This window comes from Thalassospira sp. ABL2_045 (assembly GCF_056161285.1).
Window position 1 is genome coordinate 1 of record NZ_JBSWYV010000039.1, and the last position, 744, is coordinate 744.

Consider the following 744-nt stretch of genomic DNA (forward strand, 5'->3'; position numbering starts at 1 on the left):
CTGGCAGCACGCCGGCCCGTTGCAAAGGTGAATGCGAAATATATCCGCCAGTTCGCCCGCGCCAGCGGCCAACTGTCCAAAACCGACCGGATTGACGCCTTCGTTATCGCAGATTACGGCAGGCGCATGGAAACCCGCTTACTCGAGCCCCCTTCAGCACGGCAGTCTGAACTGTCCGACCTCGTACAACGCTATCGCCAACTTTCCCACATGATCGTTCAGGAGAAAAATCGCAGGGAAAAGCAGGTCGATAAAACGCTGGGATGGATTGAGGAAACGCTCGACTTTCTTGTTGAGCAGCGCCGCGAGGTGATCAAGGCGATGGAAACCTGCCTGGCCGAAGATGAGGACTTGCAGGCTCAGGCAAATGTTCTGATGTCGCTGAAAGGTATCGGGATGAGAACCGCTTGCTTCCTGCTGGCTGGATTGCCTGAACTCGGACGGTTGGACAAAGGCCAGATTGCCAAACTGGTTGGTGTGGCACCGCTCAATCGTGATAGCGGCCTCATGCGGGGCAAAAGAACGATTGCCGGCGGCAGACAACAGGTGCGCGACGTTCTCTATGTCGCCGCACTACCTGCTATTCGCTTCGATCCGGAGATGAAAGCCTTCTACCAACGCCTCAAACAAAAGGGAAAACCCGGAAAGGTCGCGCTTGTCGCCGTCATGCGCAAAATCATTGTAAGGGCAAACGCAAGGATGCGCATATATCATGCAGCGGTCCTTGACACTTAACACCGCTGC

Annotated in this window: 1 protein-coding gene; it reads left to right on the top strand. The window is 55.5% G+C overall.

The genetic code is table 11. The annotated features are described in order from the left end of the window. On the top strand, window positions 1–735 hold a 735-nt coding region (locus ACXAIA_RS20635), incomplete at its 5' end, for an IS110 family transposase (RefSeq protein ID WP_475351009.1). Window positions 736–744 lie beyond the last annotated feature (9 nt).